Raw genomic sequence first — 26,278 nt, 5'->3', positions numbered from 1 at the left:
CCTCTTCCTCGTCGATGGGCAAGCAATCGCTTGGTCGCCTATTCTGCCCCGGCGCCGGCCCGTTCCTCCAGCCCCCCGCCCGGCAGGGTGACGGTGAGGACGCTGCTCGGGACGTCCAGCTCGACGCGGTGCCGCCGCCCGCGCGGGACGATGGCCGCCGTCCCGGCGGGCAGCCGGATCTCCTCCGCCGGCCCGCCCGGCCGCTCCGGCCCGAGGACGAGGCGGATCTTGCCGATGAGGCAGGACACCACCTCCTCGGCCTCCGCGTGGACCGCCCACCGTCCCGCGTGGACGTCGGCGTCGCTCTTGGCGTGGACGGCGGTGAGCCGCCACCCGCCCCCGGCGGCCCCCCGCCCGGCGTGGATCGCGCCGCCCTGCCGCAGGTGGATGGACGAGGCGAACAGGTCGATCGGCGTGACGGTCATGCCGGCGCGTCCTTCCGCGCGACCCGGGCGGGAGCGGCCGCCGCCGGGGACGGCGGGACCACCCGGCGCAGGACGGCGAGGGCGACGAGCGCGGCGGCCGCGAGGAGCACCGCACCGAGGGTGAACCCGAGCGCGTACCCGTCGTTCAGCGTCTGCGGCGTGACGATCGGGCCGGTGCGGTCGTGCGCGGCGGTGCCGAGCGCGGCGAGCCCGATCGAGGCGCCGATCTGCCGCGAGCTGTTCAGCAGCGCCGACGCGGTGCCGGTCTCGCCGGGCGCGACGCCGGCGGTGGCGACCGACACCGCCGGCCCGAGGCAGAGCCCGAACCCGACGCTCGTGACCAGCGAGGGCCAGAGGACGTCGGCGGCGAACGAGCCGTCCGCGCTGATCAGCCCGAACCAGGCGAACCCGGCCGCGGTGAGCAGCCCGCCCGCCACGAGGAGCGTCCGCGGCGCGAGCCGGTAGCCGAGCCGGACGGCGAGCACCGAGCCGGCCACGACGCCGAGCGTGAACGGCACGAACATGGCGCCGGTCAGCGCCGCCCCGTGCCCGAGGACCTGCTGCAGGTAGAGGGACATGAAGTAGAACGACGACGCCATCGCCGCGCCGAACAGCAGGTAGAAGGCGTTCACGCCCGCGACCGAGCGGTTGGCGAGCAGGCCGAGCCGGAGCAGCGGCTCGCGGCGGGTGGTCCGCTCGACGAGGACGAACGCCGCGAGCAGCGCGGCGGCGGCCGCCAGCGTCCCGAGCGTGGCCGCCGACCCCCACGGGTGCCGGTCGGTGCGGACGACGCCGAACACCAGCAGGGCGACGCCCGCCGTGGCGAGCGCGGCGCCGAGGACGTCCGGGCGGCCCGCGCGGGCGGCCGGGCGCCCGGCGGGGGCGCCGCGCCAGGCCAGGGCGAGCGCGGCGGCGGCCATCGGCGCGTTCACGAACATCACCCACCGCCAGCCGGCGTACTGGGTGAGGACGCCGCCGATGAGGACGCCGAGGGCGCCGCCCGCGGCGTTCGTCGCGCTCCAGATCCCGAAGGCCCGGACGCGGGCGCGGCCCTCGGGGAACGCCGCCGTCAGCAGGGCCAGCGCGGCGGGCGCGAGCGCGGCGGCGCCGGCGCCCTGCGCGGCGCGGGCGGCGACGAGCTGGCCGGGCGCCTGCGCGAGGCCGCCCGCGAGGGACGCGGCCCCGAACAGGCCGAGCCCGAGGAGCAGGACGCGCCGCCGCCCGTACCGGTCGGCGGCCTTGCCGCCGAGCAGCAGCAGCCCGCCGAAGGCGAGCGCGTAGGCGTGGACGACCCAGGTGAGGCCGAGCGGGGCGAAGCCGAGACCGGCGCCGATGCGCGGCAGCCCGACGTTCACGACCGACAGGTCCAGCGACACCATGAACTGCACGAGGGCGACCGTGGCCAGGGTGAGCCCCGGCCGGACGTCCGCCGCCTTGCTCTCGCCGCCACCCGGCGGCCTTCCGTTCGTTTGCATACCGGAGATCGTGCGCGCCGGACGGCCGCGGGTCGTCGCGCCGGGGAAGGCTCCTTGAAGCGGTACCGGTGGATCGGATCCGGCCCGTCTACAACGCAGGGAGTAGGCGGAATCTCCGCCTTGACGCCGAAGATCCGCGGAGCGGAAGACCCTAATCTCCAGGAATGGGGTTGTTGGAGCGGTCGCGGCCGTTCGCCGGTGACGGCGCGCTCGCCGCGGTGATGGCCGTCCTGCTGGCGGTCTTCGTGGCGCTCGCGCCGGGCGCGGGGCCGCTGGACTTCGCGGGCGTCCTGACCGGCGCGCTCGCCCTCGCCGTCCTGCGGCGGGCGCCGCTGGTGGCGCTGGCCGTCAGCACGGCCTGCATGCTCGCGGTCGCCGCACACGTCCGGCTCGGGCCGCCGGTCGCCTTCCCGGTGCTGGTGTCGGTGTTCGTCGCCGTCCACGCCGGGTACCGGGTGGCGCCCGCGGTGGCGGGCGCGGTCTTCCTCGGCGCCGGCCTGCTGGTGGACCTGCCCGGGACGGGGGCGTTCGGCGGGCGGCTGCAGAGCGTCTCGCTGCTGGTCGGCTGGTTCGTCGCGGCCGCCGTGGCGGCGACGGTGGCCCGGCACCGGCGCGCCTACCTGGAGGAGGCCGAGCGGCGCGCCGCCGAGGCCGAGCGCACTCGCGAGGAGGCCGCGCTCCGCCGCGCGGGCGAGGAGCGGCTGCGCATCGCCCGCGAGCTGCACGACTCCCTCACCCACAGCATCTCGGTCATCAAGGTGCAGGCCGGGGTCGCCGTCCACCTGGCGCGGCGGCGCGGCGAGGAGGTCCCGCCCGCGCTGCTGGCCATCCAGGAGGCCGGCGGTGACGCGATGCGCGAGCTCCGCGCCACCCTGGAGGTGCTGCGCGACGCCGGCGACCCGGACGGCGCGGCCCCCGCCAGCGGCCTCGACCGGCTGGACGACCTGGTCCGGCGGGCCGGCTCGGCCGGGCTGCCGACCACCCTGGAGGTCCGCGGGACGCGGCGGGAGCTGCCCGCCGAGGTGGACCGGGCCGCGTACCGGATCGTGCAGGAGGCGCTCACCAACGCCTCCCGGCACGCGGGCGGCGCCGCCGCGGCCGTCCGCGTCGCCTACGCCGACGCGGAGCTGGTCGTGCAGGTCGACGACGACGGCAAGGCCGACCCGGCGGCGCCGCCGGTGCCCGGCACGGGCCTGCTCGGCATGCGCGAGCGCGTCGCCGCGCTCGGCGGCCGGCTGCGCGCCGAGCCCCGCGCCGGGGGCGGCTTCACCGTCCGCGCCGAGCTGCCCCTCGGCGGGACGCGGTGATCCGGGTGGTGCTGGTCGACGACCAGGCGCTCATCCGGGGCGGCTTCCGCGCCCTGCTGGAGATCGAGGACGACATCGAGGTGGTGGCGGAGGCCGCGAACGGCGAGCAGGGCGTCGCGCTCGTCCGCGAGCACCGGCCGGACGTCGTGCTCGTCGACGTGCAGATGCCGGTCATGGACGGCATCGAGGCGACCCGGCTGATCGCCGCCGACGAGCGGCTGGCCGGCGTGCACGTGGTCGTCCTCACCAACTACGGCCTCGACGAGTACGTCTTCCAGGCGCTGCGGGCGGGCGCCTGCGGCTTCCTGGTGAAGGACACCGAGCCCGCCGACCTGCTGCAGGGCGTGCGGGCCGCGGCGCGCGGCGACGCGCTGCTCTCCCCGGCGATCACCCGCCGGCTGATCGCCGAGTACGTCGCGCGCCGCCCCGCGCCCGCGCCCGCCGGGCTGGACGCGCTGACCAACCGCGAGCGCGAGGTCACCGCGCTGGTGGCGCGCGGCCTGTCCAACGACGAGATCGCCGCCCACATGGTGATCAGCCCGCACACCGCGAAGACGCACGTCAGCCGCGCGATGACCAAGCTGGCCGCTCGCGACCGCGCCCAGCTCGTGGTCCTCGCCTACGAGTCCGGCCTCGTCGCCCCGCGCGGCGCGTGACGCCTCAGTGCAGGAGCACGATCCTGCCAGGGGCGTGCCGGGACCCGCTCAGCTCGTGGGCGGCGGCGACGTCGGCGAGCGGGAACGCCGCCGCGACCGGTATCCGCAGGCGGCCCTGGTCGGCCAGCGCCACGGCGGCCGCGAGGCCGTGCAGGGCGAGGGGTTCGGCGCCCGGGTCGTCGGCGCCGACGGGCGCCCCGCGCGACAGGTGCACGCCGTGGGACGCCGCCGCGAAGTCGGCGATCGTGACGACGCGCTCGGGGGAGCCCGCGACGGCGATCAGGTCGGGCAGGGCGCCGCCGGCGCAGTCGAGCACCGCGTCCACCCCGCCCGGCGCCAGCGCCCGGACCCGCTCGACCAGGCCCGCCCCGTACGTCGTCGGCTCGGCGCCGAGGGAGCGGAGGACGTCGTGGTTGCGCTCGCTCGCCGTCCCGATGACGGTGGCGCCACGCGCGGCGGCGAACTGCACGGCGACCGTGCCCGTCGCGCCGGCCGCGCCCTGCACCAGGACGGTCTGACCGGCGCGCACGCCGAGCCGGTCGAGGACGCGGGTGGCGGTCTCGGCGCCGCCCGCCGCCCCGCCCGCCTCCGCCCAGCTCCACGCGGCGGGCTTCGGCGCCCACGCAACCAGGACGGCATGGTCGGCGTTGGCGCCCCGCGCGGCCATGTCGACCACGCCGAACACCGCGTCGCCGAGCGCGACGCCGGTGACGCCGGCGCCGACCTCGTCCACCGCACCGGCGGCGTCGAACCCGGTCCGGTAGGGGAACGCCACCGGCACGAGGTCGCGCCACGCCCCCGACCGCAGGCGGGTCTCCCCGGTGGACACCCCGGACGCCCGCACGGCGACGCGGATCTCCCCGGGTCCCGCGTGCGGCTCCTCGGCATCGGCGACCCCCACCACCGCGGGCGGCCCGTACTCGCTGAACTGAACGGCTCTCATGTCCCGGACCGTAACGGGACGCCCCGCCCGGTCGCCTAAAGTGAGAGGCGTGACGGCGCAAGTGAGACGGCGGCCGCGCTCGGACGCCCGGGACAACCGCGAGCGCATCCTCGCCGTCGCCCGCGCCGCGTTCGCCGCCGAGGGCCCGGACGTGCCGGTCCGCGAGATCGCGCGGCGCGCCGAGGTCGGCCCGGCGACGGTCTACCGGCACTTCCCGACCAAGGAGGCGCTCCTCACCGAGGCGCTCGCCGGGCGGACCGACTTCTGCTCGACGATCGTCGAGGAGGGCCTCGCCGACCCCGACGCCTGGCAGGGGTTCCGCCGCGCCATCGAAAGGCTCCTGGAGGTGCGCGCCCTCGACCGGGACGCGGCCCGCGCGGCCGTGGCGCGGCTCCCGCCGGAGGCCGCGCCCGCCGCCGACCGCGAGCGCTCCCTCCGCCTGATGCTGGAACTCCTCCGCCGCGCCAAGGACGCCGGCGGCCTGCGCGCCGACCTCGTCCTGGAGGACGTCGTCCTCGCGCTGATGGCCAACGGCGGCATCCGGGCCGAGACGCCCGAGATCAGGGCGGCGGCCTCGCGGCGCTTCGCCGCCCTGATCCTCCAGTCCTTCCGCGCCGACCCCGCCCCGGCGCCGCTCCCGCCGCCCGTCCGCCTGCCCCTCGGCCCCGCCTGACGAGCGGTTCGTTCAAGACCGGGCGGGGCGCGGCGGACGACACTGCCGCCATGACCGAGCAGACCTTCACCCCCGCCCTCGGCCGCTTCGGCCTCCCCCGCCTCTACGACTCCGTGGTCGCCCTGTCGCGGGAGCGGCTGTGGCGGAGCACGCTCGCCATGCACGCGGCGGTGCGGCCCGGCGACGTCGTCGTCGACGTCGGCTGCGGCACCGGGACGCTCGCCCTGCTGCTGCATGGGATCGAGCCGGACGCCCGCGTGGTCGGCGTCGACCCCGACCCGCAGATGCTCGCCCTGGCCCGCCGCAAGCCGGGCGCCGGCGGCGTGGAGTGGCGCGCCGGACTCGGCGACGCGCTGGCGGACGTCGTCGGCGCCGGGACCGCCGACACCGTCGTGTCCAGCCTCGTCCTGCACCAGTGCCCCGTCCCGATGAAGCGGGCGATCCTGGACGCGATGCACGCGACGCTGCGGCCCGGCGGCAAGCTCGTCATCGCCGACTTCGGGCGGCAGCGCACCCCGGCGATGCGGCTGGCGTTCCGCGTGGTGCAGCTCGCGGACGGCCGCGAGAACACGCGGTTCAACGCCGAGGGGAGGCTGCCGGGCCTCATCGCGGACGCGGGGTTCCGCGGGGTGCGGGAGACCGCGGCGGTGTCAACGGTCAACGGCTCCATCTCCGTCTACACCGCGCGCCGCGGCTGACGCGCGCAGCATCCGGGCGACCTCGGCGGGCGTGATCCCCATCATCCGCCGCATCTCCCGGGTGAAGTGGGCCTGGTCGGCGAAGCCGCCCGCGAGAGCGGCGTCGCCGAGCGGCCGCCCCGCGCGCATCGCGTCGGCAGCGGCGGCGAGGCGCCGCCAGACGCGCCAGCGCGCCAGCGGCATGCCGAGTTCCGCCCGAGCCAGCGCGCGCAGCCGTTGGGGGGACAGGCCGACGTCGGCGGCGAGCGCGGCCAGCGGCACCGGCCCGTCCGCCAGCGCCCGCATGGCGGCCAGCAGCCGCCCGTCGAGCTCGCCCGACGGGCGGGCGCCGGCGGCCCGGACGTCCTCCTCGCGGAGGCCGCCGAGGCCGGGGGCCGGGGTGACGCCGTCCCCGCAGAGCGGGCGCAGCCGGTCGGCGAACGCGCAGTGCGGCTCGACGAAGAACACGCGCAGCGCGCGCGCAGGGAGGAGCCGGTGCGCGGCCATCGGCGGCACGATCAGCGCCGCGCCGCGATGGCGCGTCCCGGCCGCGTCGTCCGCGCCGGCCTCGCCGCGGACGCCGACGGCCACCTGGAAGGCGGCGTGCCGGTGGACGGACCCGGCGGTCACCGCGCCCTCGTAGCACGCGTACCCGTCGCCGATGGTGAAATGCGGCCCCGTCCCGTCCACGCCCGCCATGCTCGCACGGCGCCCCGCCGCGCGGCGCTGCCCCACGGGCCTCCCGCATCCCTCAGCCGGGGCCGCGCCGGGCGCGGGCGACGATCCGGTCGGCGGTCCGCTCGGCGGCGGACAGCCGGCGCTCCAGGCGGGTGCGGTGGCGCGGCGCCGCCCGCCGCGCCGGGGCCGGGCGCGGTTCGGGACGGCCGCGCGCCGCCGCCCTCGCCGACGCCGCGAGCGCCGCGGCGGCCGCCGCCAGCTCCGCGCAGAGCCGCCGCTCGTCGGCGTCGCCGCCGGCGGTGAGCGCGGCGGCGTACAGCGCCTCGACCTCGGCGAGCCGGACACCGAGCCGCAGCTCGGGACGCCGGTCGACGGCGTCGTCCATCGCGGTCCCGCGCCGCCGCCTCCACTCGCCCATCACCGGTGAGACGCCGCGGAGCGGCCCGCGGTTGCCGGTCTAGGCGTGCGCGTCCGGTTTCCGGCCGGCGGGCGCGCACGCGTCGTCGCCGGCGCCGACCTCGTCCGGCTGCTGCGGGATCGTCTTCACTCCGGTCTTCGCCTTGGCCTTTCCGGCCTTGGCCTGGACGCGGCGGCCGGCCGGCGGGCCGGCGGACGGGCTCGCGGACGCGCCCGGCAGCGTCCGGTCGGCGCGGACGGCGTCGAAGAAGCGCCCGGCGGCGGGCTCGCTCAGCGCGACCCGGTTGTGGTCGGGCGCGTAGGCGCCGGTCGGCACGGTCACGAACCGCAGGCCGCCCGCGGTGAGGTCGCGCATCCCCTGCGCGATCCTCACCATGCCGGTCACGGTCAGCCCGTCGTCGGTGGTCAGCGACTTCGTCCCCGCCTCGGCGAGCGGCAGCAGCCTCGTCGGGTCGGTGAGCGTCCCGGCGCTCAGCACCTTGCGGGCGAGCGAGGCCATGAACTGCTGCTGCCGCCGGATCCGCTGCAGGTCCGACCCGTCGCCGAGCCCGTGCCGGTTGCGGACGTAGGCGAGGGCGGTCTCGCCCTCGATGACGTGGCGCCCCTTGCCGAGGCGCAGCTTGGAGTCCCGGTCGTCCACCGCCCGCGGCAGGCAGACCTCGACGCCGCCGACGGCGGTCGTGACGTTCTTGAAGCTGGTGAAGTCGACCTGCATGAAATGGTCGATCTTGACGTGGGCGAAGCCCTCGACCGTCTTCACCGTGCAGGACGCGCCGCCGAGGGTGAAGGAGGAGTTCAGCATGCCCGCCGCCACGGCCCCGGTCCGCGTCCCGTCCGCGCGCGTGCAGGAGGGGATCGGGACCATCAGGTCGCGGGGCAGGCTCGCCCCGATCGCGCGGTCGCCGCCCGGCGACAGGTGCAGCAGGATCATCGTGTCGGAGCGCGGCGGCTCCTTGGTCATCCCCGGCCCGTAGGCGGCGTTCGCGCCGGACCGGTCGTCGGTGCCGAGCAGCAGGATGTTGAGCGCGGCGTTCAGCTTCGGCGGCCGGCCCGACCCGATGAGGCGGTCGGTGTCCTCGTGGCGGATGTTGTGGTCGAGGCGCCAGTAGAAGCCGCCCGCGGCGAGCGCGCCGGCGGCGAGCACCGCCGCGGACGCCGCCGCCGTCCAGATCAGGACGCGGCGGCGCCGGCTCCGGCGCGGCGCGGGCCGCTCGTCCTCGCCCGGGGCGGGCTCGGCGTGGCGCTGGCGCGATGTGGTCCCCATGCAACCGGTCCTTCTCGGCCCGCCCTCGCGGGTTCGGGCCGAACGCAGTGCATCCGACGGCGGTCGGCTGCGGTGGTGGTCACGGCGTCGACCGCCTGATCGGGGGATCCGGATGGGTCATGCGCGATGCCGCTCGTCGGAGGGGGATTGTGCCAACGATCGCGCAATCGATCAAGGAACCGGGCCGATGAGGTCGGGAACGACCCGGTCCAGCAGGTGCACGAGGACCTCCTCCAGCAGCAGGCGGACCTGCGGCCGGGACAGCCGCCCGTGCTTCAGCCACTCCCGCGTGGTCGCCTCGGCCATCCCCGAGTAGCCGCGGAAGGCGGCGCGGACCTCCGGGCGCGCGCGGGCGGCCGGGGCGAGGCCGACGACCTCGGCCATCCGGTCGACGGCGACCTCCCGCGCCGCCGCCAGGATCCGCTCCAGCTCGGGGTCGCCGCCGGAGGAGGACATCTCCAGCGCCGCCACCCACGTCTCGCGGTTGCGGCCCAGCAGCTCCAGCCAGCCCTCGACGCTCTGCCCGATCCGCTCGCGGACGCCGGCGCCGCCGGCGAAGGACGGCACCGGGACCGGCGGCACCGTCAGCATCTGCCGCACGGCCGCGAGGTACAGCTCGCGCTTGGTGCCGAAGTAGTGGTTCAGCAGCCCGCGGCTGACCCCCGCGGCGGCGGCGATCTCGGCGGTGGACACCGACGCGTAGGGGCGCTCGCTGAACAGGGCGCGGGCGCGCGCCAGGATCTGGTCGCGCCGCTCGTCGGGCTCCATGCGCTCCCAGCGGGGCGCGGCCGCCCCCGCCCGGTCGTCCATCGCCCCCGTCCCCCCGTCCCTACGCGATCACGGGCTGGGGGACGGCGCGGGCGAGGGCGTGCTCTGCTGCTTGCCCTGCGGGTCGGTCATGCTCTCGTTCGCGGCGCCGACCGAGGTGACGTCGGTGACGCGCCAGGCGCCGCCGTGCCGCGTCAGGGTCATGTCCAGGTAGGAGCCGAGGACGCGGCGGGTGCCGGCGGTGCTGTGCACCTCCGAGTCCATGACGACGACGGCCCTGGCCGTCCCGTCGTCGATGTCGCCGAGGTAGACGGTGCGGACGGTCGCGGTCGCGTCGGCCTTCAACCGGGTGATGACGCCCTCCAGGCCGCCGGTGAACGCCTCGTCGTAGGTCTTGGCGAAGTCGTCGGAGGTGAGGGCGAGGACGCGGTTGCGGGCGGCCTGCAGCCTGGTGTGGTCGTAGCTGAGCAGCGCCTGCCCGAACTCGGCCGCGCTCGCCTTGACCGCGCGCCGCTCGGCGTCGCGCCGCGCCGCCTGGTCGGCCCGGTGCCACTGCAGGCCCGCCGTGACGGCCGACGCGAGGAGGACCGCCGCGACCGTGACGCGCACCAGCGCGGGCGTGCTCGGCACCCTCGCCCACCGCCGCCCGGCGCGCTCCGGCTCCTTCTCCTCCTCGATCTCGTCCTTCTCCTCGACGGCCTCTTCCTCGACGGCCTCGGGGGCGGTCGCGGTCTCTGTCTCGGCCATGGGTCCTCCGGTGTTCAGCGGGACGAGCGGCGGCGGAGCGCGCGCAGGACGTTGGCGACGGCGGCGAGGGCGACGGCCCCCGCCAGGACGGGCGGCAGGAGCGGCAGCCAGCGCGAGGGCGGCGGCGCCTCCTCCCGGCCGGCGACTGGCCGCGCCGTCATGCCGGGCGACGCCGCGGCTTTCGCCGGTGCCTTCGCCGCAGTTCCGGCCTTCGCCGCGGGCTGGGCCTTGCCCGCCGCCGAGCAGAGCGTCAGCGCGGGCGCGGCGGGCTTCGGCACCGGCGTGGTGTACTCCTTCGGCGCCCGCGAGCCCGCGATGGTGATGACGGGCGTGACGCGCAGGTAGTCGCCGCTCGGGTCGGTCGCGGTGATGTCGGCGACGAGTGCCCGCAGCGTCGGGATGAGCTGCAGGACGTGGCGGATCCGCGCCTGGTTGGCGGGCGTGAGCAGCGGCGCGGTGGGCGTCGCCGCCGCCGCGAGCAGGCAGTCCAGGCCGGGCCGCGCCGTCTCCAGGAGCCGGTCCAGGTCGCGGAGCGTGCCGGGCCCCTGGTCGAGGACGCTGTTCAGGTCGCGGTCGGACCGGCGCAGCGCGGCGGTGAGCGCGGCGAGGTCGTCGACGCCGGAGGCGATCTGCCCGCGGTGGTCGGTGAGGGTCGCGGTGAGGCGGGTGAGCTGGCCGGCGAGGGCGTCCAGCGTCCCGGCGTCGGCGGCGAGGGTGCCGGTCAGCCGGTCGGCGTCGCCGATCATGTCGTGCAGGTCGCCGCCGCGCCCCTGCACGCCGGTCGCGAGCTCGTGGACGAGGGTGCGGGCGTCGCGCGGGTCGACGGCGTCGAGGGTGCGGCTCAGCCCGTCGAAGAGCTGCTTGTAGTCGGTGGTCCCGGCGGTGCGGGCGAGCGGGATGCGGTCGCCGGCGCGGAGCGGCGGCGCGGGCGTCCCCGCCTTCCGCGCGGGGGAGGACAGCTCGATGTAGGGCTCGCCGATCGCGGACTTGCGCAGCACGCGCGCGCCGACGTCGGACGGGACGCGCACCCCGCGGTCCAGGTCGAGGCGGACGGCGACGTGGTCCCCGGCCAGCCGGACCGAGCCGACCTGGCCGACGCGCACGCCGAGGTGGGTGACCTCCAGGTCGCTGTGCAGGCCCGGCGAGGACGCGAAGTCGGCCGTCACCGGGAACGGCTTCTCCAGCGCGTCGATGTGGATGATGCTGCGGACCGCCCACACCGACAGCAGGACGCCGAGCAGGACGAAGAACGCGAGGTTGGTGACGATCCGCAGGTTCCTCATGGGCGCGGCTCCAGCAGTCCGTCCAGCGTCTTTCGCTGCGTGGACGCGGGCTTCGCCGCGCCCGCCCCCGCCCCCGCGTCCGGCAGGAAGCCCTTGATCCACAGGAACAGCAGGGCCTGCCCCCGGTAGGACACCGACGGCCCGCGCAGGAACCCGAGGACGGTGGCGGCGAGCGTCTTCAGGTCGTCGCGGCCGCGCAGGGCGGCGGCGAGCAGCGCGTCCGCGCGCTTCAGCAGCACGGCGAGGCGGGCGGCGTGCCGCTGCTGGACCTTGGCGTTCACCGACCGTGCCAGCTTCAGCAGCGCCTCGATCGACGCGCGCAGGTGCGTGCGGTCGGCCTGGAGGCGCTGCGTGGCGAGCGCGACGCTGCCGGGCAGCCGGTCGATCCGGTCGCTCCCCTTGCGCAGGTCGCGGCCGAGGCGGCCGAGGGAGTCCAGGGCGTGGCCGAGGTCGGTGCTGGCGGCGGCGTAGTCGTCGCCGACGGCGGCGGCGCGGGCGATGAGGGTGTTGAGCTTCTTGCCGTTGCCGGCCAGCGCGGTGGCGGACTCGCCGGAGATGGTGGCGAGGTCCTGGCCGCCGAGGGCGGCGAGCAGCGGCCCGACGCGGTCGCTGATCTGCTCCAGGTCGGGCTGCGTGGAGGTGCGGGCGAGGACGGCGCCGTTCGCGAGGAAGGGCCCGGTGGACAGGCCGCGCCCGGCCGGCAGGTCGAGGCGGACGTAGTTCTCGCCGAGCAGCGACGACCGCGCGATCGTCGCGGTGGTGCCGGTGGGGACGCGCCGCCCGCCGCCGAGCGACATGGTCACCTTCGCGCGGTAGCCGGCCAGGCCGATCCGGGTGACGGTGCCGATGCGGATGTCGGCGACCTGCACGCTGTGCCCGACGACGAGGCTCTGCACGTCGTCGAAGACCGCGACGAGGGTCGTGCCGCCCTGCGGGGCGCCGATCGTCTGCAGCGTGCAGCCGCTCGCGGCGACGAGGACGGCCGCGGTCGCGCCCGCGAGCACGGCCCGTCCCCTTGGAGTTGGCGTCATCGGGGGGCCTTTCCTCGGTCCGTGCCCGGGGGCGGCGTGCAGTCCTCCAGGGCGGGCGCGTCCTTCAGGCAGGGGACGGTGCCCCAGCCCATGGCGGTGAACAGCGGCTGGAGCCAGGTGCGGAGCGTCCCGGCGACGACGACGCGGATCGTCGCGACGTGGTTGCGGCGGTCCCAGGCGTCGACGGCGACGTCGGCGAACCGCCCGAGCGCGGCGATGGCCTGGTTCAGCGCGGCGGCGTTGCCCTTCAGCCCGAGGACGATGTTGGACAGGTCGGCGACGGTGCCCGGCAGCGTCTCGCGGTAGGCGGTGATGAGGACGCCGCTCTTGCGGATGGCGGCGGCGAGCCCGGCGACGAAGTCCCGCAGCTGCGTGCGCTCCTCGGCCAGGGTGCGGCTGGTGGTGGCGAAGGAGTCCAGCAGCCCCGACAGGTCGCGGTCGCGGGCGTTCAGGTCGGCGGCGAGCGAGTGCAGCCCGCGCGCCAGCGAGGCGATCTTCTGGTCCTGCGCGGCGAGGTTCCGGGTCAGCGCGGAGGTGTCCTGGAGCGCGTGGTTGATGTCGGCGCCGCGGCCGTCGACGGCGCCGGCGGCGCGGTGCACGGCGGGCCCGAGGGCGCCCGCGTCCAGGGATCGGTTGAGCTTGGCGAACGCGTCCAGCGCCTCGTCGATCTCCACCGGCAGCTCGGTGCGCTCCTGCGGGATGACCGAGCCGGGCGCGGCCTTGGGCATCCCCGGCTTCCACACCGGCGTGAGCGCCACGTACCGCTCGCCGAGCGCGTCGGAGGAGGCGATGACGGCGTGCACGCCGGCGGGCACGGGCACGTCGCGGTCGATCTCCAGCTCGACGCGGACGCGGGTCTGCTCGTCCTTGACAGCGGTGATGGTGCCGGAGTCGGCGCCCATCACCTTCACCCGCGAGTCGGCGTACAGCGACGGCGCCTTGGCGAAGTAGGCGGTCAGCCTGTAGGTGCCGCGCGCGCCGGTGACGGAGCAGCCGCCGAGCCCGGCGACCAGCGCCAGGGTGGACGCGCAGCAGAGGAGCCGCTTCATTTCCCGCCTCCCTGCGGGGCGAGCTTCGCCAGGTCGGCGAGGTCGCGCGGGGACAGCGGGCCGAGGCCGGTGGCGAGGACCTCCAGCCACGGCCCGTTCCCGCCGGTGCCGGCGAGGCCCGACAGCGTCGGCCCGGCCCAGGCGAGCAGGGCGTTGAAGTTCCCGGTGGCCGGCCGCAGCGTCCCGAGGGTGCCGCGCAGGTCCGCGATGACCGACAGCAGCTTGGCCTGCTGCCGGTCGATGAGCGCGGTGAGCGCGGTGACGGTCTTGTCGCCGCTGTGCAGGAACCCGGCGAGCTCGGTGCGGCGCCGCTGGAGCTCGTCCAGCATGATCTGGACGTTGGCGAGGAGCTGCGAGAGCTGCCGGTCCTTGGTGTGGGCGAGGGTGAGGACGCGGTCGCCGTTGTCCAGGAGCTGCTTGATCTGCGGTTCGGACGCGTTGACGGTGTCGGCGAGCTCGGCGAGGTTGCCGAGCGCGTGGCCGAGCCGGCCGCGGTCGCCGGCGCCGATGCCGTCCAGCTCCGCGATGATCTTGTTGATGGCGCGGGTGTCGAGCCGGGCGACGGTGCGGGTGGACGCGCCGAGCACGTCGTTGATCGTCGTCGGGGACGCGGTGCGGTCCAGCGGGATGCGGCGGCGCCGCTCGGGCAGGTCGGCGAGGTGCGGGGTGCCGACGGGCCCGGCCATCCGCAGGTAGCGGCCGCCCAGCACGTTCGCGACCTTGATCTCGGCGCGGGTCTGCGGGCCGAGCGCGACGCCGGCGTCGACCTTCCAGGTGACCGTCACCTGCCCGCGGGCGTGGTCGGGGCGGACCGCGGTGACCTCGCCGATCCGCACGCCCGCCATCCGGACCTCGTCGCCGGAGCGCAGCCCGCCGGTGTCGGCGAAGGTGCCGCTGACGGTGTAGCGGTCCTGGAGCAGGCCGCGGGTGCCGACCAGGTACACGCCGAGGACGAGCGAGGCGAGGACGGCCGCCGACACCAGCCCGACGGTGATCTTGTTGCGGTCGCGGAACGACTTCAGCGCCATCAGTTCCCTCCGACCATGAGCTTGCGCAGGTCCTGCGCGGAGTCGACGCGGCCGGCGTCCTCGCGCGGGCCGGGCAGGCGGGTGGGGTAGGGGCAGGGCGGCGCGGCGAGGGTGATGCAGGGGATCGCGGCCTCGACGTACCCGCCGTTGTCGACGGCGGCGAAGATGTGCTGGAGCTTCGGCCCCGCCGAGTTCAGCACTTGCAGCAGCGTGCCCCGGTTGCGCTGCACGCCGGAGGTGAACGCCGACAGCCGGTTCACCACGCTCGCGAGCTCGGCGCTGTTGCCGGCCAGGACGGCGTCGGTGGTGCGGGCGAGCGCGGCGAGCTGCACGATCGTCGCGTCGATCAGCTTGCGGTTGTCGGCGAACGCCCTGCTCAGGCTGACCAGGTCGTCGACGGCCGCGCCGATCTGCTTGTCGCGGCGGGCGATGATGCCGGTGACGGTGGCGTAGTCGGCCAGCATCTGGCGGAGCGTCGCGCGCCGCGCCGCGATCGTGGACGAGAGCCGGTCGACGTCGCCGATCAGCCGGTCGATGTTCCCGGCGTTCCCGTCGAGGGCCTGCGCCAGCGACACGAGCACCTGGTTGACCTGCGCGGGGTCCAGCGCCTTGGTGAGCGGGGCGAGCTGGTCGAGCAGCGCGCCGGCGTCCACGACCGAGCGGGTGCGGGCGATGTGCGCGCCGTGCGGCAGCTTCGCGGCGCTGGTGCCGGGGATCAGGTAGACGACGCGGCGCCCCATCGCGTCCCGCCAGCGGATCGCGGCCTCGCTGTCGGCGGGCAGCGTCACGCCGTCGTCGACGGTCATGGCGACGCGGGCGCGGCCGTCCACCACCCGCACGCCGTCGACGCGCCCGGCGGGCGCCCCGGCGATCTTCACCTGGTCGCCGGGGGCGAGGCCGCTGACGTCGTCGAAGGTGGCGGTGAGGCGCCAGCCGCCGCCGACGTCCACCCGGGCGATCTGCATGCCGATGACGGCCGTCAGCGTCCCGGTCACGGCGACGAAGAGCGCCAGCCGGACCAGCAGCCCGGCGCGGGTGCGGGCGCGGGACGCCATCACCGCCCCCCTTCCGTGCCGGTGCCGGTGCCGCACAGGCCGACGATGAGCGCGCACGGGCTGGTCGGCAGGTAGCCCTGCGAGCGCAGGTAGTGCTTGCCGTCCGGGCCGGGCAGCGAGGCCAGCCGCCCGTAGAGCGGCAGCAGCTCGCTGCCGGTGCGGACGGCGTCGCCGAGCAGCCCGAGCTGGGCGTAGAGGATGCGGGCGGTGCGCTCGGCGGACCGGAAGCCCTCGCCGAGCTGCGCGCCGCGCGCGTCGAAGCCGTGCGCGACGAGCAGCGACACATCGGTCAGGCCGTCGGCGAACCCGGCGAGGCGGCCGCGCCCGGCGGCGGTGGTGGCGATGAGGTCGTTCAGGTCGCCGGAGATCGCGGTGACCTCGTCGCCCTTGCCGGCGAGCGCGCCCGACAGCAGCGCCCCGTCGGCGAGGAAGCGGCGGGCGTTCGCGCGGTTGTCGTAGGCGACGTCCAGCAGGACGCGGCTGTGGTCGATGGTGGCGCGCAGCCGGACGCCCTGCCCGTCCAGGCCCTGCGCGATCGTGTGCACGACGGTGTAGACCTCCTCGGCGTCGACCGCGCCGAGCCGGGAGCCCGCGGCGGCGATCAGGTCCGACAGGTCGCGCGGGTCGGAGGTGCGGGCGATCCGCGCGCCGGCGGCGAGGTAGGGGCCGGTGCGCGCGTGCGCGCCGGGGGCGAGGTCGACGAACTTCGGGCCGAACGCCGAGGCGGGCTCGATCGAGGCGGTGGCGGTGTCGGGCACGCGGGTGCCCCGGTCGAGGCGCAGGCGGAGCCGGGCGCGCCCGCCGTCCGTCAGCGTCACCCCGGCGACCGACCCGACGGTCACGCCGCGGACCTTCACCGGCGTGCCGGTGCCGAGGCCCTGCCCGGCCCGCCCGAACTCGGCGGTCAGCACCGTCCCGCCGTCTGCGCCGGGCCGCGCCACCAGGACGTACAGCGCGGCCGCGGCGACCGCGAGCGTCACCGCGGTGATCGCCAGGCGGCGCGGCAGCGGGATCTCCTCGTTGATCATCCGGTCAGCCTCACGGTCGCGCCGCTGCCCCAGAACACGTAGGACAGCAGCAGGTTCAGGGTGACGATCACGATGATCGACAGCCGGATCGCGCGGCCCGCCGCGCGGCCGACGCCGGCCGGGCCCCCGGTCGCGTAGTAGCCGTAGAAGCAGTGGATGGTGATGACGGCGAACGCGAACACCGCGACCTTGATCGCGCTGTAGACCAGGTCGATCGTCGGCAGGTAGAGCCGGAAGTAGTAGTCGTAGACGCCCGGCGCGAGGTCGAAGAACCCGGTGCTGATCCACCGGGTGGCGAAGAAGCTGGCGAACAGCGCGATCAGGTAGAGCGGCACGAGCGCGATGAGCGCCGCGACGACCCGGGTGCAGATCAGGTACGCGAACGAGGCGATGCCCATGACCTCCAGGGCGTCGATCTCCTCGGAGATCCGCATCGCGCCGAGCTCGGCGGTGAACGCCGAGCCGCACTGCGCGGCGAGCGCCGTCGCCGCGATCACCGGGGTGATCTCGCGGACGTTGGCGAACGACCCGACCAGGCCCATGAACGACTGCGCGCCGATCGACTGGAGCCCGGTGTAGCCCTGCAGCCCGACCTCGGTCCCGACGAAGAACGCCATCGTGAAGATGACGAACACCATGCCGCCGCCGACGACGGTCGCGCCGACGCCGATGACGACGTCGCTGACGTGCCGGGCGACCGTCTTGGCGTACTTGCGCCGCCAGACGAGGTCGCGCAGGGAGTAGAGCAGGATGCGGTAGACGAACACCGGCCACTGCGCGAGGTCGCCGGTCCGCTGGAGCGAGCCGGCCGCGGCGCCGCGCAGCTTCGGGGCGATCCGCCGGGGGAGGAGGAGGTCGGCCATCAGATCCTCGGCGGGAACGCGACGAAGTAGACCGTCGTAATGACGTAGTTCAGCGCGAACACCAGCATGAACGCCACCACGATCGCCCGGTTCACCGCGCGGCCGACGCCGACCGGGCTCGCCGCGCAGTTCATCCCCATGTAGCAGGCGACGACCGAGGCGATGACGCCGAACAGCCACGCCTTCAGCAGCGTCACCACGAGGTCGGAGGTGTGCAGCAACGACACCGCGCCGTCGAAGTAGGCGCCCGGCGTGACGTCCTGCAGCAGCACGTTGAACACGAAGCCGCCGGCCGCGCCCGCCACGATCACCAGCGAGGCCAGCAGCGTGGAGACCAGGCTGCCCGCCCAGAGGCGCGGCGTGACGAGGCGGTGCACGGGGTTGACCGACATGGTCTCCATCGCCGCGAGCTCGTCGCGGATGCGCCGCGCCCCCATGTCGGCGGTCATCGCCGCGCCGCCCGCCCCCGCGATGATCAGCGCGGCGGCGATGGGCGCGACCTCGCGGACGAGGCCGACGACGACGGCGCCGCCGGTCGCCGACTGCGCGCCGAGCTGCGCGGCGAGCTGGCCGACCTGCAGCGCCACGGTCGCGCCGAGCGGCAGCGACACGAGGATCACCGGGACGCTCGTCACGCGGGCCAGGAACCAGGCCTGCTCGACGAACTCCCACCACCAGGTCCGCACGTCCCAGGTGCGGCGGGCGGCCTCCAGCGCGATGACGAAGAGCTCGCCGACCTCGCCGAGGAGTCCCTGCACGCGGCGCGGCACGTGGGCCAGGGCCATGGCGTCCACCTCCCTCGCCTCGATCGTCGCCTCGGTCGTCGCCTCGCTCCCGTCGCGCGGCGCGCGGCCGGTGCCGTCCGGGGACCGGGGCGGCACCGGCCGCACGCGCGCCGGGCCGCGGCGCCGAACCGGGGGCCCGGGTCGAGCAGACGCCACACTAGGGCGTTGTTGGCAGAACGCCAATAGGGTGGGGCGAATTGCCGGGAAGTTGTTGGCGAACGGCCAACAGCGTTCTATGGTCACGTCACCGGCGCGCCCCACCGGCCCGCCGCCGGCGACCCGAGGAGGCGGCCGTGCTCGTCTGGCCCGCGGTGTTCGTGGCCTTCGCCTCGTCGGGGGTCTACTGGGTGGGCGTCGCCCTGTTCAAGGTCGCGGCCGACCGCATGCCGCCGCTGCGCGGCGACCGCCCCGCCGAGCTGCTCGCGCGGATGCTGGCCGAGCCGCGCTGGCTCGTCGGCGCCGGCGTGGTCCTCCTCGGCCTCGTCCTGCAGGGCCTCGCGCTGCACACCCTCGCGATCCCGCAGGCCCAGCCGGTGTTCCTGGCGTCCTTGACGGTCTGGCTCGGCATCGCGGTCGGCTGGTTCGCCGAGCGGCTCGCCGCCCGCGAATGGACCGCCGCCGCGCTGGTCGCGGCCGGCACCGCCATGCTCGCCGCGACGGCCCCCGGCGGGCACCCGCCCCCGGCGGTCCCGCCGCCGCCCGCGCTGCTCGCGCTGGTCGTGCCGCTCTGCCTGGTGCTGCCGGTGGCGGTCTTCCTCGCGTGCGAGCGGCCCGGCGGCGGCCTGCACGCCCGGCCGCCCGCCGGGACGGCGCTCGGCGTCACGGCCGGGCTCCTCATCGGCACCGCCGAGATCGCCCTGGCCGGCATGACGCGGCTCCACCAGGGGCCCGCCGCGCTCGCCGGCACCGTCTACCCCTACCTGTTCGTGGTCGCGGCCGGCCTCGGCGTCGCCCAGCTCCAGACCGCCCTGCAGCGCCACCGGATGGTCACCATCGGCTTCGCCGCGACGGTGGTCGCCAAGGTGCACCTGCTGGTCACCGGCGGCGTCCTGTTCGGGCCCGCCTGGCCGCACGGGCGCGCCCTGCCCCTGCTGCTCGGCGGCGTCGCGGCGGCGCTGCTGGCCGTCGCCGTCCTGCCCCGCCACCCGGCGGATCCCGGGCGGTGCCGGCCTCGGGGGCGGCCGGACGTCAGCCCGTCCCGGGGGCCTGCTGAATCCGGGCGAGCTCCTGGTCCAGCAGATCCTGGGCGAAGGTGAGGTCCCCGCCCCAAGCCGCCGCGCGGGCGCCCTTCCGTCCCGGTCCCGCCGGTGGGTAAGATCCGCCGTCTGCGCTCGCCGCCGCCCGCGCGGCGCCCTCCCGAGGAGCACGCGATGATCCACCCCTCGTCGCCTCGCCCCCGCCGATCCCTCGCCCTGGCGCTCGCCGCCGCGGCGGCGGCCGCCACCGTCACCGTCCCCGCCCCGCAGGCCGCCGCGTCCGCCGCGCGGTGCCCCTGGACGAGCGGCGGGACGCCCGAGTCCCGCGCCCGCCGGCTCGTGGCCGCGATGACCCTCGACGACGAGATCCGCATGGTCACCGGCATCGGCCTCTACAACCCCGCGAGCCCCAACCGCGGCGCGTCCGGCGTCATCCCCGGCAACCCGGCCCTCTGCGTCCCCGACCTGGTGCTGAACGACAGCTCCGGCGGCATCGGGTTCCAGCAGAAGGGCACCACCGCGTTCCCGCAGGGCATCGCCCAAGGCGCCACCTGGGATCCCGCCCTGATCCGGGCCTACGGCGGCGTGCTGGCCGACGAGGCGATGCGCAAGGGCGTCAACGTCGTCCTCGGCCCCGGCATGAACATGGCGCGCAACCCGCGGTCGGGCCGCAACCTGGAGTACGCCGGCGAGGACCCCTACCTCACCGGGCGGATGGCCGCCGGGCTCGTCCGCGGCATCCAGAGCCGGCCGGTCATCGCCACCGCCAAGCACTTCCTGCTCAACGAGCAGGAGTACGACCGCAACACCAGCTCCTCCGAGGTGGACGAGCGCACCCTCCGCGAGATCTACCTGCCGCCCTTCCAGGACGCCCTGGACGCCGGCGCCGGCTCGGTGATGTGCTCCTACAACCGCGTCGCCTCGGTCCACGCCTGCGAGAACAAGCCGCTCCTGCACGACCTGCTCAAGGACGAGCTGGGCTTCGACGGGTTCGTCATGAGCGACTGGGGCGCCACCCACTCCACCGCGCCGTCCGCCAACGCCGGGCTCGACATGGAGATGGCGGGCGACGGCTACTTCGGCGTCTCCCAGCTCCAGCCCGCCGCGTGGGGCGCCAAGCTCAAGGCCGCCGTCACCGCCGGGACGGTCCCGCGGTCGCGCCTGGACGACATGGTCCGCCGCATCGCGACGCCCATGTTCCGCCTCGGGCTGTTCGAGCACCCGCCCGTCCCCGGCTCCGTCGCGGACGCCCGGACCGCCACCACGCCCGCGAGCCTCGCCATGGCCGGGCGGATCGCCCGCGAGGGCTCGGTCCTGCTGAAGAACTCCGGCGGCCTGCTGCCGCTGGCCCCGTCCGCCAGGAGGATCGCGGTCATCGGGCTGCCCGCGTCCAGGACGGGCGCGCGGCTCGCCTCGCAGGGCTTCGGCAGCAACCACGTGCCGACCTTCGGCCTCCAGCCCGGCGTCACCGCCCCGCTCGACGCCCTGCGCGACCGGGCCGCCCGCGGCGGCGCGAAGGTCGTCTACGACGGCGGCGCCCTCCCGGCGCTCGCCGCCGCGCGGGCCAGGGACGCCGACGTCGCGATCGTCTTCGTCCACAACGCCGAGACCGAGGGCAACGACCGCGCCGACCTGAAACCGCACCAGGCCGTGTGCAACCCCTTCCTGGCGGCCGTCCCCGTCCCCAACTTCTCGCAGTGCCTCCGCATCCCCGGCGACCAGGACGCCCTGGTCAGCGCGGTCGCCAAGGCCAACCCCAACACCGTCGTGGTGCTGCAGAACGGCGGGCCGCTGGAGATGCCCTGGCTCGGCTCCGTCCGCTCGGTCGTGGAGAACTGGTACCCCGGCCAGGTCGACGGCGACGCCATCGCCGCCCTGCTGTTCGGCGACGCCGACTTCTCCGGCAAGCTGCCCGTCACCTTCCCCAGGAAGCTCGCCGACGGCCCGCTGCGCACCAAGGCGCAGTACCCCGGCGTGACCGACGCCGCCGGCGTCCCCCACTCCACCTACAGCGAGAAGCTGCTCATCGGCTACCGCTGGTACCAGGCCAGGAACATCCAGCCGCTCTTCCCGTTCGGCTACGGCCTGTCCTACACCCGCTTCGCCCACTCCGACCTGCGCGTGACCCCCGCCGCGGGCGGCGGCGCCACCGTCACCGCCAAGGTCACCAACACCGGCCGCCGCACCGGCGCCGACGTCACCCAGGTCTACCTGCGATTCCCCGCCTCGACCGGCGAACCGCCCTTGCAGCTCAAGGGCTTCGACAGGACCACCCTCGAGCCCGGCCAGACCGCGACCGTCACCGTCCGCCTCGACGCCCGCGCCTTCGCCGTCTGGAAGAACGGCGCCTGGACCACCGCGCCCGGCTGCTACCGCGTCCACGTCGGCGACTCCTCCGCGAACCTCCCCCTCACCGCCCCCCTCGCCCGAGCCGGAGGCACCTGCACCCGCTGACGCCCCCACCTGGGTTTTCTGCCGCAACGTATCCATTCGATTACCATGAGTGATTGCGGGTATCGGTGCGTAGCGACGCGTTCTCGCCATCCGCACGTCTGCGGCAGCAGACCCCCTGAATGGGAGCAGCATGAGCAAACGTCTCCTCGCCACCGCCGGCACCGGCGTCCTCGCCGGCCTCGCCCTGATCTCCGCCGGGCTGTCGATGGCCTCGGCGGCCGAGAACCCCCAGAACCAGGCCCCGGCGCCGGCGGCGCGTCCGGCGGCGGCCCCGTCCCCGGACGCCTCCGCGCCCCAGGTCACCGTGACCTGCATCCAGCTTCCGGGGGGCCAGCGGGTCGCCGCCGCGCCCGCGCCCAGCCAGCCGCCCGCCAAGCCCGCCCCCGGCTACGTGCCGGTGTGCGTGCAGGGCTCCTCTTCCCAGCCGCCCTCCGCCGCACCGAAGTAGCGGCGCCCGGCGACCCTGAAACCAGGCGCGGACGCAGCGCGGCGCGCCGGACCCGCCGGGTCCGGCGCGCCTTCACGTGCGCATCGGATCGACCCGGGCCGCGTCAGCCGGCCTGGTGGCCCGGCTCCAGGTCGGGCAGCGTGCGGAAGGACAGCGGCGCACTCTCGTCGTCGGCCGTCACCTCGATCGGCTCCAGCAGGAACCCGGCATGGTCCCCGAGCTCGACCCGCTCCAGGATCCGTCCCACCAGGCACCGCCGCGCGTCCGTCAGCAGCGGCACCCCGCCGGGGCCCGGCCGCCACGAGCACCGCGCGAACTTGTCGACGTCGTCCCCGGTCCGCTCCCCGAACAGGGCCGCCAGTTCGAGCTGCCCCTCGTCCCGCCCCAGCACGTGCACCGCCAGCACCGACGCCCCCTCCGCCACCCGGAACGTGCGGTTGCGCCGGGACAGGCACACCAGGAACCGGAACGGCTCGATGCTGCTCTGCGTCGCGAACCCGACCAGGCACCCGGCCCGCGCCCCCGTCCCGTCGTCGACGGCGGTCACCACGAACATCGGGTAGTCGAACCCGGCCACGAACCGATCACTGTCCATCCCGGCAGGCTAGAACCCCGCCGAACCATGACGAAAGGGTCGATCCGGTTCACGCGGCTGCTCGCCCCGGGCGTCCGCTCCCTCGCCGGCCGCCGATCAACCCGTTCCGTTCGAGGTCAGCCGCCGGACCAGCAGGACCAGGGCGTCGCGGTCGCCGGCCGGGCGCGGATCCGGGACCGCGGACAGGAGCAGGCGGGCGACCTGGGGCAGCATGAACCAAGCGTTGACGAGGGCGATGACGGCGTACGTCAGGCGGGCGGCGTCGGCGTCGCGGGTCAGGGCGCCGGCGTCCTGGGCGGCGGCGACCGCGCGGACCTTCTCGGCGTAGTGCGCGGCCCGCTCGGCCTCCGCCGCGACGGCGCCGCCGTCCCCCTGCGCGCCGTGCTGCAGGCCCTCCCATGCCAGCAGCCGGGAGAAGTGCGGGTGGGCGAGGTGGTAGTCGTGGACGCGGCCGGCGTAGTCGCCGAGGTCCCCGGCCTGCTCGGCCGACAGCGGGACCGCGGCGGCGAGCCCGGCCAGCTCGGCGGCCAGCACCGCCCCGAACAGCCGGTCCTTGCCGCCGAAGTACTGGTAGATCCGCTCCTTGTTCACCCCCGCTCGCGCCGCGACGCGGGCGACGCGGGCGCCCTCGGGCCCGTGCTCGGCGAACTCCTCGACGGCGGCGTCGAGGAGGAGCTGCTTGGTGCGTGCGGTGTCCCAGGCCATGCCCCCACGGTAGCGCAATTCCAACCGGATGGTTGGACATGTGGGCGCGGCCGTGCCAGACTCCAACCATTCGGTTGGAGATGGGACCTCCGGCCGCGTCCCGGAAGGATCCCCATGACCGTGCCGACCGCCCCGACCGCGACCCCGTCCGTCCACCGCCGCGCCCTGCTCACCTGGCTGGCCGTCTACCCGACGATCACCGTGGCCTTCCTGCTCCTCGGACCCGCCACCGCCCACCTGCCGCTGGTGCTGCGCACCCTGGTCATGACCGCGATCGTCGTCCCCGCCGCCGTCTACGTCCTCGTCCCGGCCCTCCTCAGGGCCGACCGCAGGACCACCGCCGTCCTCCGCGCCTTCGCCGCCGGCCGGCGGACGAGCGACCGCGCCGGCGGGCCGAACCGCTGACACGTCGCCGCCGACGACCTGCCGCTTACCGAATCCGCGGCGACCGTCCCGCCGGCCGCCCGCGCAACGCTCCCAGGCTGCCGACGATCCCCGCGCTGTCGTCGACGTCCCAGGTGCCGCCGTCGAGGGAGATGGGCCGATCGATCTCGGCGGCGTCCTGCTGGTCGTCCGGCAGCGCGACGACGTCGAGGCCGAGAACGGCGAGCCGGGCCGGATGATCCTCAACTTCCACGTCGACGACTTCGACGCCGTCGAGGCGCGGTTGCGCACGGCCGGGGTGGACTGGCTCGTTCCCCCCGAAGATCGTTCTTCTGGCCGCTTCGGAACGTTCGCCGACCCCGATGGCACCTACCTGCAGATCATCCAGTTCGCCTAGAACGCGGAGATCCGGCACAACGGCCTCTCACCGGCACCGAGCCGGGTGAGAGGCCGTCGTGTCGCAGGTGCCAGTGCCTTCCAGCGAACGCGCGAGGCGTCCCTCACCGGCGGCCGCCGGGTGAGGTTCAGGCCTCTCCTGCCGTGATCCGGTGGCCCTGGTAAGGCGCACTCACGGGAGGGGCGGTGGGGCTATCCGGCCCTGTGCCGTTGGTAGTGACGGGCGACGCGTACGCGGTTGCCGCAGCGGGCGGCCGAGCACCAGCGGCGGCGAGGGTGGGCGGGCAGGAAGAGCAGTACGCAGTCGTGCGCCTCGCACTCCCGGATCTTGGTGACCGCTGGATCGGCCAGGAGCCCGGCGGCGTCCTCCGCGAGCCAGGCGGCCAGGCGCCGGCCCGGCGACCCGTCGCGTCTGCGCGTGGCGGTCACCGCGGATCCGTCCCACGCCAGCTCGCTGATCGCGGGTGCGGCGCTCTGCGCCTGGTTGATGCCCGCCAGGTCGGCGGCTGCGGGCTGCTCGCCCCGGCGTGCGCGGGCGAGGGCGCGGGCGGTGTGTTCGCGCACGGCCTGGACGGCGGCCAGATCCGCGGCCGTGACCTGCTCGGGCGCTGCGTCCGGGAGGCGACCGGCCTGGAGGGCCCACCAGGCGCACAGGTCGCCGGGGGTGGCGAGCAGGTCGCCGTTGGCTGGGCGGGTGTTGACCAGGTCCAAGGCCAGCGGTTCTCCGGTCAGGGGCACGAGCGCACTCATGCGACTAACTCTACATCCAGCCTCCAATACGTTAGCCTGAGGGTGCTAACGTATCCATCGACAACGAAGGAATTAGACGTGCCTGCTTCAGTCGCTCGCACCGTCCACCGCCACGTGGAGGTCGACGGGGTCGATGTCTTCTACCGCGAGTCCCTGCCCGACCGGGCCGGCGCTCCCGTGCTGCTGCTCCTGCACGGTTTCCCGTCCGGGTCGCACCAGTTCCGCCGCCTCATCGACGTGCTGGGCTCCCGCTACCGGCTGATCGCGCCGGACTACCCGGGCTTCGGCCGCACCGAGGTCCCGGGCGGCTTCACGTACTCGTTCGACCGGCTCGCCGGCATCACCGAGGGGTTCGTCCGGCGGCTCGGCCTCGACCGGTTCGTGATGTACGTGTTCGACTTCGGGGCACCGGTCGGCTTCCGTCTCGCCGAACGCCGCCCCGAGTCGATCGCGGGCCTCGTCGTGCAGAACGGCAACGTCTACGAGGACGGGCTGTCGGACGCGGCCCGCGACGCGCTCCTCGCCGACTACCGGCACCCTGGCGCCGAGGCGGCGCTCGGCGACCTGCTCACCCTGTCCGGCACCCGCCACCAGTACGAGGCCGGCGTCACCGACCCCGAGCTCATCGCCCCGGACGGCTGGATCCTCGACCAGCACTTCCTGGACCGGCCAGGGCGCAAGGCGGCCCAGCTGGCGCTCTTCTCCGACTACCGCACGAACATCGAGAGCTACGACCGCTGGCAGGCGTGGCTGCGCCGGCACACGCCGCCCGCCCTGATCGTCTGGGGAGCCGGCGATCCCTTCTTCACCGCGCCCGGAGCCCACGCCTATCTCCGGGATCTGCCCCGCGCCGAACTCCACCTTCTCGACACCGGGCACTTCGCCCTGGAAACCCACCTACCGGAGATCGCCCCGCTGATCGCCGACTTCCTCGACCGCACCTGGAAGTGACGGGGCCTGAGCGGCAACCGACCGGTCAACGGCGTTAGCCGATTCAGGAACCGCGTCGGGTACGAGGTCCGCCACCTCGGCGTACAGCAGTGCTCCGCCGCCGGCGGCCATCGCCGGGACACCTGGAATTGTGCCTCTAGGCGAAGCGGTCTTGCCATGGAGGTGCTCCACGGCGAATCACTGAACGACCTGGACATAGGGTGCGGACGGTCTTCTCTGCCTCTCCTCCGGCGTGGAGAGCAGGGCG

At 75.5% G+C, this 26,278-nt stretch carries 30 protein-coding genes; 10 read left to right on the top strand and 20 right to left on the bottom strand.

Features of this window, described 5'->3' with window-relative positions:
- Positions 1-38: 38 nt before the first annotated feature.
- Positions 39-425 (bottom strand): cupin, encoded by a 387-nt coding sequence (locus K1Y72_RS33790; RefSeq protein ID WP_220170603.1) that lies wholly within the window; start codon positions 423-425, stop codon positions 39-41.
- On the bottom strand, positions 422-1,900 hold the full coding sequence (locus tag K1Y72_RS33785; RefSeq protein WP_220170602.1) for an MFS transporter: 1,479 nt from the start codon (positions 1,898-1,900) through the stop codon (positions 422-424). The genes K1Y72_RS33790 and K1Y72_RS33785 overlap by 4 nt, the downstream gene beginning before the upstream one ends.
- A gap of 164 nt (positions 1,901-2,064) precedes the next feature.
- Here K1Y72_RS33785 and K1Y72_RS33780 point away from each other — a divergent pair, with 164 nt between their 5' ends.
- Entirely contained in the window at positions 2,065-3,207 is a 1,143-nt protein-coding gene (locus K1Y72_RS33780) for a sensor histidine kinase (protein ID WP_220170601.1), read from the top strand.
- A complete protein-coding gene (locus K1Y72_RS33775; RefSeq protein ID WP_220170600.1) occupies positions 3,204-3,863 on the top strand; it encodes a response regulator in 660 nt (219 codons plus the stop codon). Before K1Y72_RS33780 ends, K1Y72_RS33775 begins: the two co-directional genes overlap by 4 nt.
- Before the next feature lie 4 nt (positions 3,864-3,867).
- Here K1Y72_RS33775 and K1Y72_RS33770 read toward each other — a convergent pair whose 3' ends face one another.
- Positions 3,868-4,806: an NADP-dependent oxidoreductase gene (locus K1Y72_RS33770; RefSeq protein ID WP_220170599.1), complete on the bottom strand. Its 939-nt coding sequence runs from the start codon at positions 4,804-4,806 to the stop codon at positions 3,868-3,870.
- Positions 4,807-4,855: 49 nt separating this feature from the next.
- Here K1Y72_RS33770 and K1Y72_RS33765 point away from each other — a divergent pair, with 49 nt between their 5' ends.
- A complete protein-coding gene (locus K1Y72_RS33765; RefSeq protein ID WP_308287351.1) occupies positions 4,856-5,479 on the top strand; it encodes a TetR/AcrR family transcriptional regulator in 624 nt (207 codons plus the stop codon).
- A 50-nt stretch (positions 5,480-5,529) separates the two neighbouring features.
- A complete protein-coding gene (locus K1Y72_RS33760) occupies positions 5,530-6,177 on the top strand; it encodes a class I SAM-dependent methyltransferase (protein ID WP_220170597.1) in 648 nt (215 codons plus the stop codon).
- Here the strand turns inward: K1Y72_RS33760 and K1Y72_RS33755 are convergent.
- From K1Y72_RS33755 to K1Y72_RS33695, 13 genes are all read right to left on the bottom strand, one after another.
- Complete coding sequence (locus K1Y72_RS33755) at positions 6,130-6,855, bottom strand: helix-turn-helix domain-containing protein (protein ID WP_220170630.1); 726 nt, start codon at positions 6,853-6,855, stop codon at positions 6,130-6,132. The two genes, K1Y72_RS33760 and K1Y72_RS33755, sit on opposite strands and share 48 nt — an antisense overlap.
- Before the next feature lie 52 nt (positions 6,856-6,907).
- Complete coding sequence (locus K1Y72_RS33750) at positions 6,908-7,219, bottom strand: hypothetical protein (protein WP_220170596.1); 312 nt, start codon at positions 7,217-7,219, stop codon at positions 6,908-6,910.
- 72 nt (positions 7,220-7,291) lie between these two features.
- On the bottom strand, positions 7,292-8,515 hold the full coding sequence (locus tag K1Y72_RS33745; protein ID WP_220170595.1) for an LCP family protein: 1,224 nt from the start codon (positions 8,513-8,515) through the stop codon (positions 7,292-7,294).
- Between the two features lie 171 nt (positions 8,516-8,686).
- Complete coding sequence (locus tag K1Y72_RS33740; protein ID WP_220170594.1) at positions 8,687-9,325, bottom strand: TetR/AcrR family transcriptional regulator; 639 nt, start codon at positions 9,323-9,325, stop codon at positions 8,687-8,689.
- 27 nt (positions 9,326-9,352) lie between these two features.
- Positions 9,353-10,030 carry a hypothetical protein gene (locus K1Y72_RS33735; RefSeq protein WP_220170593.1) on the bottom strand — a complete coding sequence of 226 codons (678 nt, stop codon included), beginning with the start codon at positions 10,028-10,030 and terminating at the stop codon, positions 9,353-9,355.
- 14 nt (positions 10,031-10,044) lie between these two features.
- Positions 10,045-11,313 carry an MlaD family protein gene (locus K1Y72_RS33730; protein ID WP_220170592.1) on the bottom strand — a complete coding sequence of 423 codons (1,269 nt, stop codon included), beginning with the start codon at positions 11,311-11,313 and terminating at the stop codon, positions 10,045-10,047.
- Positions 11,310-12,317, bottom strand: a complete 1,008-nt coding sequence (locus K1Y72_RS33725; RefSeq protein ID WP_308287350.1) for an MlaD family protein — start codon at positions 12,315-12,317, stop codon at positions 11,310-11,312. The genes K1Y72_RS33730 and K1Y72_RS33725 overlap by 4 nt, the downstream gene beginning before the upstream one ends.
- Before the next feature lie 23 nt (positions 12,318-12,340).
- A complete protein-coding gene (locus tag K1Y72_RS33720) occupies positions 12,341-13,393 on the bottom strand; it encodes an MCE family protein (protein ID WP_220170590.1) in 1,053 nt (350 codons plus the stop codon).
- Positions 13,390-14,421, bottom strand: coding sequence for an MlaD family protein (locus K1Y72_RS33715; protein WP_220170589.1), 1,032 nt, complete (start codon positions 14,419-14,421; stop codon positions 13,390-13,392). The genes K1Y72_RS33720 and K1Y72_RS33715 overlap by 4 nt, the downstream gene beginning before the upstream one ends.
- Positions 14,421-15,476 (bottom strand): MCE family protein, encoded by a 1,056-nt coding sequence (locus K1Y72_RS33710; protein WP_220170588.1) that lies wholly within the window; start codon positions 15,474-15,476, stop codon positions 14,421-14,423. Before K1Y72_RS33710 ends, K1Y72_RS33715 begins: the two co-directional genes overlap by 1 nt.
- Entirely contained in the window at positions 15,476-16,504 is a 1,029-nt protein-coding gene (locus K1Y72_RS33705) for an MCE family protein (protein WP_220170587.1), read from the bottom strand. Before K1Y72_RS33705 ends, K1Y72_RS33710 begins: the two co-directional genes overlap by 1 nt.
- Positions 16,501-17,367, bottom strand: coding sequence for an ABC transporter permease (locus K1Y72_RS33700; protein ID WP_220170586.1), 867 nt, complete (start codon positions 17,365-17,367; stop codon positions 16,501-16,503). Before K1Y72_RS33700 ends, K1Y72_RS33705 begins: the two co-directional genes overlap by 4 nt.
- On the bottom strand, positions 17,367-18,152 hold the full coding sequence (locus tag K1Y72_RS33695; RefSeq protein ID WP_220170629.1) for an MlaE family ABC transporter permease: 786 nt from the start codon (positions 18,150-18,152) through the stop codon (positions 17,367-17,369). The genes K1Y72_RS33700 and K1Y72_RS33695 overlap by 1 nt, the downstream gene beginning before the upstream one ends.
- A gap of 293 nt (positions 18,153-18,445) precedes the next feature.
- Between K1Y72_RS33695 and K1Y72_RS33690 the strand changes: the two genes are divergently transcribed.
- The 3 genes from K1Y72_RS33690 to K1Y72_RS33680 all read left to right on the top strand — a co-directional run bounded on the left by K1Y72_RS33690 (position 18,446) and on the right by K1Y72_RS33680 (position 22,250).
- Positions 18,446-19,408, top strand: coding sequence for a hypothetical protein (locus K1Y72_RS33690; RefSeq protein WP_220170585.1), 963 nt, complete (start codon positions 18,446-18,448; stop codon positions 19,406-19,408).
- Positions 19,409-19,522: 114 nt separating this feature from the next.
- A complete protein-coding gene (locus K1Y72_RS33685) occupies positions 19,523-21,802 on the top strand; it encodes a beta-glucosidase (protein WP_220170584.1) in 2,280 nt (759 codons plus the stop codon).
- A 130-nt stretch (positions 21,803-21,932) separates the two neighbouring features.
- Entirely contained in the window at positions 21,933-22,250 is a 318-nt protein-coding gene (locus K1Y72_RS33680; protein WP_220170583.1) for a hypothetical protein, read from the top strand.
- Positions 22,251-22,353: 103 nt separating this feature from the next.
- Here the strand turns inward: K1Y72_RS33680 and K1Y72_RS33675 are convergent, their stop codons facing one another.
- Positions 22,354-22,845 (bottom strand): flavin reductase family protein, encoded by a 492-nt coding sequence (locus K1Y72_RS33675; RefSeq protein ID WP_220170582.1) that lies wholly within the window; start codon positions 22,843-22,845, stop codon positions 22,354-22,356.
- Between the two features lie 96 nt (positions 22,846-22,941).
- Entirely contained in the window at positions 22,942-23,550 is a 609-nt protein-coding gene (locus K1Y72_RS33670; RefSeq protein ID WP_220170581.1) for a TetR family transcriptional regulator, read from the bottom strand.
- 114 nt (positions 23,551-23,664) lie between these two features.
- Between K1Y72_RS33670 and K1Y72_RS33665 the strand changes: the two genes are divergently transcribed.
- Complete coding sequence (locus tag K1Y72_RS33665) at positions 23,665-23,955, top strand: putative antibiotic biosynthesis monooxygenase (RefSeq protein ID WP_220170580.1); 291 nt, start codon at positions 23,665-23,667, stop codon at positions 23,953-23,955.
- Positions 23,956-23,980: 25 nt separating this feature from the next.
- Here K1Y72_RS33665 and K1Y72_RS33660 read toward each other — a convergent pair whose 3' ends face one another.
- Positions 23,981-24,187 carry a hypothetical protein gene (locus K1Y72_RS33660; protein ID WP_220170579.1) on the bottom strand — a complete coding sequence of 69 codons (207 nt, stop codon included), beginning with the start codon at positions 24,185-24,187 and terminating at the stop codon, positions 23,981-23,983.
- Here K1Y72_RS33660 and K1Y72_RS33655 point away from each other — a divergent pair.
- Positions 24,170-24,331, top strand: coding sequence for a VOC family protein (locus tag K1Y72_RS33655; RefSeq protein ID WP_372453058.1), 162 nt, complete (start codon positions 24,170-24,172; stop codon positions 24,329-24,331). The genes K1Y72_RS33660 and K1Y72_RS33655 overlap by 18 nt on opposite strands.
- Before the next feature lie 191 nt (positions 24,332-24,522).
- Here K1Y72_RS33655 and K1Y72_RS33650 read toward each other — a convergent pair whose 3' ends face one another.
- Positions 24,523-25,080, bottom strand: a complete 558-nt coding sequence (locus K1Y72_RS33650) for a CGNR zinc finger domain-containing protein (RefSeq protein ID WP_220170578.1) — start codon at positions 25,078-25,080, stop codon at positions 24,523-24,525.
- A 78-nt stretch (positions 25,081-25,158) separates the two neighbouring features.
- Here K1Y72_RS33650 and K1Y72_RS33645 point away from each other — a divergent pair, with 78 nt between their 5' ends.
- A complete protein-coding gene (locus K1Y72_RS33645; protein WP_220170577.1) occupies positions 25,159-26,031 on the top strand; it encodes an alpha/beta fold hydrolase in 873 nt (290 codons plus the stop codon).
- Positions 26,032-26,278: the final 247 nt, after the last annotated feature.

Origin of the sequence: Actinomadura parmotrematis (genome assembly GCF_019458805.1) — a bacterium.
Taxonomy (GTDB): Bacteria; Actinomycetota; Actinomycetes; order Streptosporangiales; family Streptosporangiaceae; genus Spirillospora; species Spirillospora parmotrematis.
The sequence above is the reverse complement of the archived record's forward strand: the minus strand, read 5'-3'. Positions and strand labels throughout refer to the sequence as shown.

What these genes read in the sequence shown, in the direction of transcription:
- K1Y72_RS33790 (WP_220170603.1), bottom strand. Translation starts at nt 425, where the DNA reads ATGACCGTCACGCCGATCGACCTGTTCGCCTCGTCCATCCACCTGCGG.
- K1Y72_RS33785 (WP_220170602.1), bottom strand. Translation starts at nt 1,900, where the DNA reads ATGCAAACGAACGGAAGGCCGCCGGGTGGCGGCGAGAGCAAGGCGGCG.
- K1Y72_RS33780 (WP_220170601.1), top strand. Translation starts at nt 2,065, where the DNA reads ATGGGGTTGTTGGAGCGGTCGCGGCCGTTCGCCGGTGACGGCGCGCTC.
- K1Y72_RS33770 (WP_220170599.1), bottom strand. Translation starts at nt 4,806, where the DNA reads ATGAGAGCCGTTCAGTTCAGCGAGTACGGGCCGCCCGCGGTGGTGGGG.
- K1Y72_RS33760 (WP_220170597.1), top strand. Translation starts at nt 5,530, where the DNA reads ATGACCGAGCAGACCTTCACCCCCGCCCTCGGCCGCTTCGGCCTCCCC.
- K1Y72_RS33755 (WP_220170630.1), bottom strand. Translation starts at nt 6,855, where the DNA reads ATGGCGGGCGTGGACGGGACGGGGCCGCATTTCACCATCGGCGACGGG.
- K1Y72_RS33750 (WP_220170596.1), bottom strand. Translation starts at nt 7,219, where the DNA reads ATGGACGACGCCGTCGACCGGCGTCCCGAGCTGCGGCTCGGTGTCCGG.
- K1Y72_RS33745 (WP_220170595.1), bottom strand. Translation starts at nt 8,515, where the DNA reads ATGGGGACCACATCGCGCCAGCGCCACGCCGAGCCCGCCCCGGGCGAG.
- K1Y72_RS33740 (WP_220170594.1), bottom strand. Translation starts at nt 9,325, where the DNA reads ATGGACGACCGGGCGGGGGCGGCCGCGCCCCGCTGGGAGCGCATGGAG.
- K1Y72_RS33735 (WP_220170593.1), bottom strand. Translation starts at nt 10,030, where the DNA reads ATGGCCGAGACAGAGACCGCGACCGCCCCCGAGGCCGTCGAGGAAGAG.
- K1Y72_RS33730 (WP_220170592.1), bottom strand. Translation starts at nt 11,313, where the DNA reads ATGAGGAACCTGCGGATCGTCACCAACCTCGCGTTCTTCGTCCTGCTC.
- K1Y72_RS33720 (WP_220170590.1), bottom strand. Translation starts at nt 13,393, where the DNA reads ATGAAGCGGCTCCTCTGCTGCGCGTCCACCCTGGCGCTGGTCGCCGGG.
- K1Y72_RS33715 (WP_220170589.1), bottom strand. Translation starts at nt 14,421, where the DNA reads ATGGCGCTGAAGTCGTTCCGCGACCGCAACAAGATCACCGTCGGGCTG.
- K1Y72_RS33710 (WP_220170588.1), bottom strand. Translation starts at nt 15,476, where the DNA reads ATGGCGTCCCGCGCCCGCACCCGCGCCGGGCTGCTGGTCCGGCTGGCG.
- K1Y72_RS33705 (WP_220170587.1), bottom strand. Translation starts at nt 16,504, where the DNA reads ATGATCAACGAGGAGATCCCGCTGCCGCGCCGCCTGGCGATCACCGCG.
- K1Y72_RS33700 (WP_220170586.1), bottom strand. Translation starts at nt 17,367, where the DNA reads ATGGCCGACCTCCTCCTCCCCCGGCGGATCGCCCCGAAGCTGCGCGGC.
- K1Y72_RS33695 (WP_220170629.1), bottom strand. Translation starts at nt 18,152, where the DNA reads ATGGCCCTGGCCCACGTGCCGCGCCGCGTGCAGGGACTCCTCGGCGAG.
- K1Y72_RS33685 (WP_220170584.1), top strand. Translation starts at nt 19,523, where the DNA reads ATGATCCACCCCTCGTCGCCTCGCCCCCGCCGATCCCTCGCCCTGGCG.
- K1Y72_RS33680 (WP_220170583.1), top strand. Translation starts at nt 21,933, where the DNA reads ATGAGCAAACGTCTCCTCGCCACCGCCGGCACCGGCGTCCTCGCCGGC.
- K1Y72_RS33675 (WP_220170582.1), bottom strand. Translation starts at nt 22,845, where the DNA reads ATGGACAGTGATCGGTTCGTGGCCGGGTTCGACTACCCGATGTTCGTG.
- K1Y72_RS33670 (WP_220170581.1), bottom strand. Translation starts at nt 23,550, where the DNA reads ATGGCCTGGGACACCGCACGCACCAAGCAGCTCCTCCTCGACGCCGCC.
- K1Y72_RS33665 (WP_220170580.1), top strand. Translation starts at nt 23,665, where the DNA reads ATGACCGTGCCGACCGCCCCGACCGCGACCCCGTCCGTCCACCGCCGC.
- K1Y72_RS33655 (WP_372453058.1), top strand. Translation starts at nt 24,170, where the DNA reads ATGATCCTCAACTTCCACGTCGACGACTTCGACGCCGTCGAGGCGCGG.
- K1Y72_RS33650 (WP_220170578.1), bottom strand. Translation starts at nt 25,080, where the DNA reads ATGAGTGCGCTCGTGCCCCTGACCGGAGAACCGCTGGCCTTGGACCTG.